Genomic DNA, 6,068 nt, shown 5'->3' with positions numbered 1-6,068 from the left:
GGGTGGTCATGCTGCCGGGGCGGGCGGCGGAGTCCGCGTTCGTCGGGATGCCGCCAGTGCACTGGACCCGGGGGCCCGGGATGCACTGGCGGGTGCCGGCCGAGCGCGGCACCACCTGCGGTGACCTGCTGTACGTCGCGGCGCGGATCGCGTGGAACACCATGCCCGGGCAGGCGTCCGACCCTCTGGGGGCGGGGCGGTGAGCCGGATGCGGATGCGGTACGTGACGATGCGGTTGGGCGCCGATCCGGAGGCGGAACCGTACGTCATCCAGGTGCACTGCACCAGTTGCGGGGCCGCCTCCGACCCGGCGCCCGAGCGGGTGCCGGGGGAGCGGCGGGCGAAGGCGGAGGAGTGGGCGCTGGCGCACACCGGCAAGGCGGATGCCCAGGGCCGGCACCACACCGGGTACCGGGTGACGGTGACGATGTTCTGGCGGGTCAGCCCGAGTGAGGAGATCGACCCGCCGGCGCCGGATCGCCCGTAGCACGGGGGTCGCCGGCCCACAGGCGGTCCGCGGTGCCCTGGGCCAGGTGCTCCTCGTACACGCCGACCTTCTCCCTGATCACCGCCAGGCAGGCGGTGAGTTCCTCGATCCTCGCCGCCAGCTGCTCCTCGTGGCGGCGCAGCAGCGCGTAGCGGTCCGCCTCGTTGCCGGGGCCCTGGCGGACCAGGTCGACGTACTGGCGGATGACGGTCAGCGGCATCCCGGAGGCGCGGAAGCGGTTGCACACCTGGAGCCAGGCCACGTCCGTCTCGGTGTACACCCGGTGCCCGCCGGGGCCGCGCCGTACCGGGCCGACGAAGAGCCCCTCGTTCTCGTAGAAGCGCAGGGCGTGCACGCTCAGGCCGGTGCGTTCGGCGACCTGGCCGATGCTCAGCCCCGCGGAGCTCTGGGGTGTGTCGTAGGTCTCGGAGGTCTCTGACATAGCGTCAGCCTAGTGACCTGGGTCAGAGATTCATCGTGGGTCCGGCATGAGTCGTCCGGGTCCCAAGATTCCGCCGTTGTCGCTGACCACTGCCCAGCGGGCTGTTGTGTTCACTGCGCCGACATCACGGGGTCCGACCGTGCTGGGCGCAGTCCTCAACGAGTGCCTGACCGGCGACTTCCCGGCAGTCCTCATTCCCACATCTGGTTCTCGGCCCAGTAGTCACAGGTCCGGACGACGATGCCCTTGCCTCGGTCGTCGGCCTGCAAGCACATGTTGGTGGCCTTGTGGCGCAGGTGCCAGTGGCCGTTGACGTATTCCTCGTACCAGCGCTGCCAGTCGTTTCCGCTGCACTGCTCCATGTAAACGTCGCTGTCGGTGTAGGCGGTCAGGCAGTAGTTCCGGTCGTTGTTGGCGCGCTGCAGCCATTCGTTGCCGCCAACATTCTGGTCGTACCATCCGGCCTCGCCACTGTTGCATCCGCTCATGGCGACGTCGTTGGGGGTTCCCCAGAAGTCATTCACGTGGCCGAGGCAGATTTGGATGTCCGGGTCGACATTCCGCCACGTCACAGAGCCGTCCGCGTGAGCGGCGGTGGAGGCGCCGAGAGTCAGGGCCAGGGCGGATACGGCGGTGAGGATTGCCTTGTTGATTCTTCGCATGTCGTGAGCCTGTCATGATCGGGCGATTGCTTGTGTGCATGCCGTGCAGTCTTCCTGCGCGATGCGTGCAGCGCGGTGGCGCCACCTCTTGATGGCCACGCCGCGCACCGGCTGGGCGTGTCCCGGGACACGCCGTATCCGCGGGCCTTGTGTCGACAGGCGGTGGGCCGGATGGTCAGTCATGATCAGGGGCGCGCCGTTGTGGCGTGGTACTGGCGGGGACAGCGGTGAGAAGCGATACGCGGGGGGCTTGACGATGTGGCAAGGTGGTTCGACGGCATCCGTGCCGGCGGCGAACAGCTTCGACTGGTTCGCCGACATGGTGTCCAGTGCGTTGATGCCGACTGCGTTCAGCCCGCGGGACGCCACAGGGTTCTACGCCGAGGGCTCCGTGCTGGACCTCACGACGGTCCAGGTATCGAAGTTCGCCTACTTCCCCCTCCTTTCGCGACGCACACCCGCGCTGATCCGGAGGGGAGACCCGGAGCAGTACCAATTGGGCCTGGTGACCAAGGGCTCCGCATGGTTCGCGCAGCACGGTCACGAGTCTGAGCTGCACGTCGGCGACATGGTGCTGTGGGACACCTCCCGCCCGTACGAGTCCGGCTCGGGAACAGACGGCCAGAACGTCGAGGTGTTCGTCCTCCAGATCCCCAAGGCGCACATGCTGTTGCCCTCCCAGCAGGTTGACCGGCTCCTGGCGCAGCGCTTGCCGGCAGAGGCGGGCATGGGGGCGATCCTGGCCCAATTCCTGTTCGCGCTTGCCGACAAAGGCCCCGACTGCCGGCCTCAGGATCTGGGTGGGCTCGGGAACATGGCCCTGGAAATCGCCACCTCGTGCCTGACGCAGCAGTTCGGCGCCCCGAGGGAAGTGCCTGCCCGGGTCCGGGCCCATGCGTTGCTCCGTCGCATCGATGCCTTCATCGAGCACAACCTGGGAGACCCCGACCTGACTCCCCGTGTGATCGCGGACCGCCACCACATCTCGCTGCGGAGCCTGTACGTGCTGTTCCAAGACCAACACGAGGGCGTCGCGGCATCGATTCGCCGGCGTCGACTCGAACACTGCCGCGCCGACCTGGCCAGCCCGGACCTGCGCCGGCAATCCATTCACACCATCGCCGCCCGCTGGGGTTTCACCGGCGCGACGGCCTTCAGCCGTGCCTTCCGCGCCGCCTACGACATCACCCCCAACGACTACCGCGCCGGCGCCCTGAAGTCCGCTGACGCGCACCAGGCGGGGAAGGCCACACCCCCACGCCCAGCCGCCGGCCCCTCACCAAAGGGGTGATCCAGACCGCTCAACCGCGGGTCGGCGGCCGGGAAGCCAGGACTGTCGGCGGCCCAGGGGCGGCCCTCGGTGTCGGTCACCACCGCCCCCGCCTCCCGGGCGATCAGCGCGCCGCCCAGCAGCCCCGGCAGGTCCGGCGCACCGGACGCGGCCGGGCTCAGGGGGCGGGCAGCGGCAACAGGGTGGCGAGCCGGGTGACCAGCTCCGCGAAGGGGCTGTCCACCGGCTCGGTGGCGAAGATGTTCCGCAGCAGCTCCGCCACCTGCTCGTCGTAGGCGGCGGCCACCGCGGCCATCGCCGCGAACTCGTGCACCAACTGCCGCTCCAGCTCGGCCCGCGGCACCCGGCGCCCGTCCAGCCACAGCAGCGCGGTGGTCTCGGCGTGCGAGACCCAGGAGCGGACCAGCAGCTCCACCCGCGGCGTGGCACGGGTGATCTCCAGGTGCCGCAGGATCTCCTCGTACGCCGCCTGCCGCACCTCCTCGATGATCGCGCCGGTGCTGCCGGAGTTGACCGCCGGGCCGCCGCGCATCAGCGCCGAGAAGCCCGGACCGTGGTCGTCCACGAAGTCGAAGAACCGCTCCATCACCCGCAGCAGCCGCGCGCCAAGCGGACCTTCGTGCGGCTCCTTGAAACGGGCGGCCAACTCCTGCGCGGCACGCCGCACCGCCGCCTCGTACAGGCTCTGCTTCCCCGGGAAGTAGTGGTAGACGAGCGGCCGGGAGATACCGGCCGCCTCGGCTATCTCGTCGATCGACACATCCTGGGGGGAGCGGTGGCCGAACAGCTCCAGCGCCACCGCGATCAACTGCTCGCGCCGCTCCTCAACGCCCATTCTGCGACGTATTCCGCCGGTCATGCCCACACTCTAGTAACCCGAAGTGGACCAAGGACAGGCGAGTACGCGGGCGGAAACGATCACAACGGCCCGGTGGAAGTGGTCAGAGGTCCAGGACCAGTCGATCGCCGCGGGCACGGGAGACGCAGATCAGCATCGAGTCCTCGCGCTCCCCGTCGGTCAGCAGCTCGTCCCGGTGGTCCACCTCGCCGGAGACCACCCGCTGCTGGCAGGTGCCGCAGAAGCCCTGCCGGCAGGAGTAGACCAGATCGGGCAGCGCCTGCTCGTGGACGGCCTCCAGCACGCTCTGGTCCGCCGCCACCGACACCGTCCGCCCGGTGCGCGCCAACTCCACCTCGAACGCGGTGTCCGCACCGGAGCCGCCGGGCGCCGCCGGGGCGAACCGCTCGGTGTACAGCTCCAGCCCTTCCGGCAGCAGCTCGGCCACCGCCGCCATCAGCCCGGCCGGGCCGCAGCAGTAGACCGCGGAGTGCGGCGGGGCGCCGCCGAGCACCGCGGCCAGATCCGGCCGCCCGGCCTCGTCCTCGGCCACCACCAGCACCCGGTCCGAACCCGCGGCCAGCGCCTCGACCTCCGCGAGGAACGGCATCGAGGCCCGGCTCCGCCCGCAGTACAGCAGCCTCCACGGCACTCCCTCCCGCTCCACCTGCCGCAGCATCGGCAGGATCGGGGTGATGCCGATGCCGCCCGCGACGAACAGCAGGGGGACCGGCGAGTTCTCCCGCAGCGGGAAGCGGTTGCGCGGGCCGCGTACGCGCAGCACCGCGCCCTCCCGCAACTCCTCGTGCACCTCGCGCGAGCCGCCCCGGCCGTCCTCGATCAGCCGCACCGCGACGGTGTACGAGCCGGGGTCGGCCGGATCGCCGCACAGCGAGTACTGCCGCACCGCGCCCGAGGGCAGCAGCAGATCCAGGTGCGCGCCCGGCTCCCAGGCGGGCAGCCGCTCGCCGGCCAGCCGCAGCCGGACCACGCCGTCCGCCACCTCGGTACGCTCCGCCACCCGCACCTCCAGGTCGCCGCGCGAGCGGCCGGTCCCGGAGATCGGGTGCTCCAGCGCCGGCATCGGCCACAGCGGGGACGCCTTCACCCGGCGCCGCAGGGCACGCCGGGCCAGCAGCGCGAGGCCCGCCGCGAGGAACACGGTACGGGCGCGGGGCAGGGGTGCCGGCATCTCAGGACTCTCCGTGCTGCTCGGGGCGGGCGGGGCGGCCGGCGGTGCGCTGCTCGGCGGCGAGCGCGGCCGGTGAGGTGGCGAGGTAGTCCAGGGCCTGCTGGGTGTCGCCGTACTGGGAGGGGTGGTAGCGGCGGTCCAGATACTGCGGGACGGTGCGGGCTATCGCGCCGAAGGTGGGCAGCACGCCCTCCCGGCCGCCGCGCACGTACTCCTTGAAGGTGGCCTTGCCGTTCGGCAGCGTCGGGTCGTTCTCCATGAAGAAGCGCACCCCCCGCTGCCAGGTGAAGAAGAGGGCGGCGAAGGCGGCGGCCCAGGTGCGCACCCGGCGCCGGTAGCCGCCGTCCAGGTGCATGAACAGGTCGAAGGCCACCGAGCGGTGCTCGACCTCCTCCGCCCCGTGCCAGCGCAGCAGGTCCATCATCACCGGGTCGGCGCCGCGCCGGTCCAACTCCTCGGCGCCCAGCACCCACTCCCCGAGGAACGCGGTGTAGTGCTCTATCGCCGCGATCAGCGCCACCCGCTCCAGCAGCCACCAGCGGCGCGCCCGGCCGGGCGGCAGCGTGCGGTCGCCCAGCAGCTTCTCGAACATCCAGTCCACCTGCGCGGTGTACGGCGTCGGGTCCAGCCCCAACTCCCGCAGCCGGGGCAGCACCGCGTCGTGCGCCTGGGAGTGGATCGCCTCCTGGCCGATGAACCCGATGACGTCCGCGCGCAGCGCGTCGTCGCGTATGTACGGGAGAGCCTGCCGGTAGACGTGCACGAACCAGCGTTCGCCGGCCGGCAGGAGCAGGTGCAGCACGTTGATGGTGTGGGTGGTGGACGGGTCGCCGGGAAGCCAGTGCAGCGGGGTGCCCGCCCAGTCGAAGGAGACGTTGCGAGCGTGCAGCGGCGTGTGTTCCGAGGCCCGGGGGACGGGAAGCGCCCTCGCCTTGTTAGACATGGTGTCAATATAGGGGCGTGATCTCCGCCAGGACAGGGCCCCGCGTGGATTTCCTGGACCGGGTGCGGGAGGAGGCGGTGGCGTGTGGCTGTCCTGCGGGGGCGAGGGAGATGGCGTTCGGGCCGGGTGGTGTTCGGGGACGCGGTCAGCGCAGGGGGCGGATGAGGCGGCCGTCGGCCAGGCGGCCGCGGAGTTCGGCGCGGGGGGTGGCGC

At 71.2% G+C, this 6,068-nt stretch carries 7 protein-coding genes and 1 pseudogene; 3 read left to right on the top strand and 5 right to left on the bottom strand.

Features of this window, described 5'->3' with window-relative positions; genetic code table 11:
* Together E4099_RS33265 and E4099_RS27900 are read left to right on the top strand one after the other, a co-directional pair.
* A pseudogene (locus tag E4099_RS33265) lies at nucleotides 1-203 on the top strand (hypothetical protein); the annotation flags it as partial.
* Nucleotides 204-229: 26 nt separating this feature from the next.
* Nucleotides 230-487, top strand: coding sequence for a DUF7848 domain-containing protein (locus E4099_RS27900; protein WP_446697063.1), 258 nt, complete (start codon nucleotides 230-232; stop codon nucleotides 485-487).
* On the opposite strand, the gene E4099_RS27895 is transcribed toward E4099_RS27900, so the two are convergent.
* Nucleotides 441-929, bottom strand: coding sequence for a MerR family transcriptional regulator (locus E4099_RS27895; protein WP_135341898.1), 489 nt, complete (start codon nucleotides 927-929; stop codon nucleotides 441-443). The two genes, E4099_RS27900 and E4099_RS27895, sit on opposite strands and share 47 nt — an antisense overlap.
* A gap of 191 nt (nucleotides 930-1,120) precedes the next feature.
* Nucleotides 1,121-1,591, bottom strand: a complete 471-nt coding sequence (locus E4099_RS27890; protein ID WP_135341897.1) for a ricin-type beta-trefoil lectin domain protein — start codon at nucleotides 1,589-1,591, stop codon at nucleotides 1,121-1,123.
* Nucleotides 1,592-1,847: 256 nt separating this feature from the next.
* On the opposite strand from E4099_RS27890, the gene E4099_RS27885 reads away from it, so the two are divergent.
* The gene (locus E4099_RS27885; RefSeq protein ID WP_135341900.1) at nucleotides 1,848-2,882 is read left to right on the top strand and encodes an AraC-like ligand-binding domain-containing protein; all 1,035 of its coding nucleotides are present in this window, start codon (nucleotides 1,848-1,850) and stop codon (nucleotides 2,880-2,882) included.
* 157 nt (nucleotides 2,883-3,039) lie between these two features.
* On the opposite strand, the gene E4099_RS27880 is transcribed toward E4099_RS27885, so the two are convergent.
* From E4099_RS27880 to E4099_RS27870, 3 genes are all read right to left on the bottom strand, one after another.
* A complete protein-coding gene (locus tag E4099_RS27880; protein ID WP_135341896.1) occupies nucleotides 3,040-3,741 on the bottom strand; it encodes a TetR/AcrR family transcriptional regulator in 702 nt (233 codons plus the stop codon).
* A gap of 82 nt (nucleotides 3,742-3,823) precedes the next feature.
* Nucleotides 3,824-4,912: a PDR/VanB family oxidoreductase gene (locus E4099_RS27875; RefSeq protein ID WP_135341895.1), complete on the bottom strand. Its 1,089-nt coding sequence runs from the start codon at nucleotides 4,910-4,912 to the stop codon at nucleotides 3,824-3,826.
* 1 nt (nucleotide 4,913) lies between these two features.
* Nucleotides 4,914-5,855 (bottom strand): metal-dependent hydrolase, encoded by a 942-nt coding sequence (locus E4099_RS27870; RefSeq protein WP_135341894.1) that lies wholly within the window; start codon nucleotides 5,853-5,855, stop codon nucleotides 4,914-4,916.
* Nucleotides 5,856-6,068: the final 213 nt, after the last annotated feature.

This window comes from Streptomyces palmae, from assembly GCF_004684805.1.
Lineage (GTDB): Bacteria > Actinomycetota > Actinomycetes > Streptomycetales > Streptomycetaceae > Streptomyces > Streptomyces palmae.
This window is presented reverse-complemented; position numbering and strand designations above follow the sequence as displayed.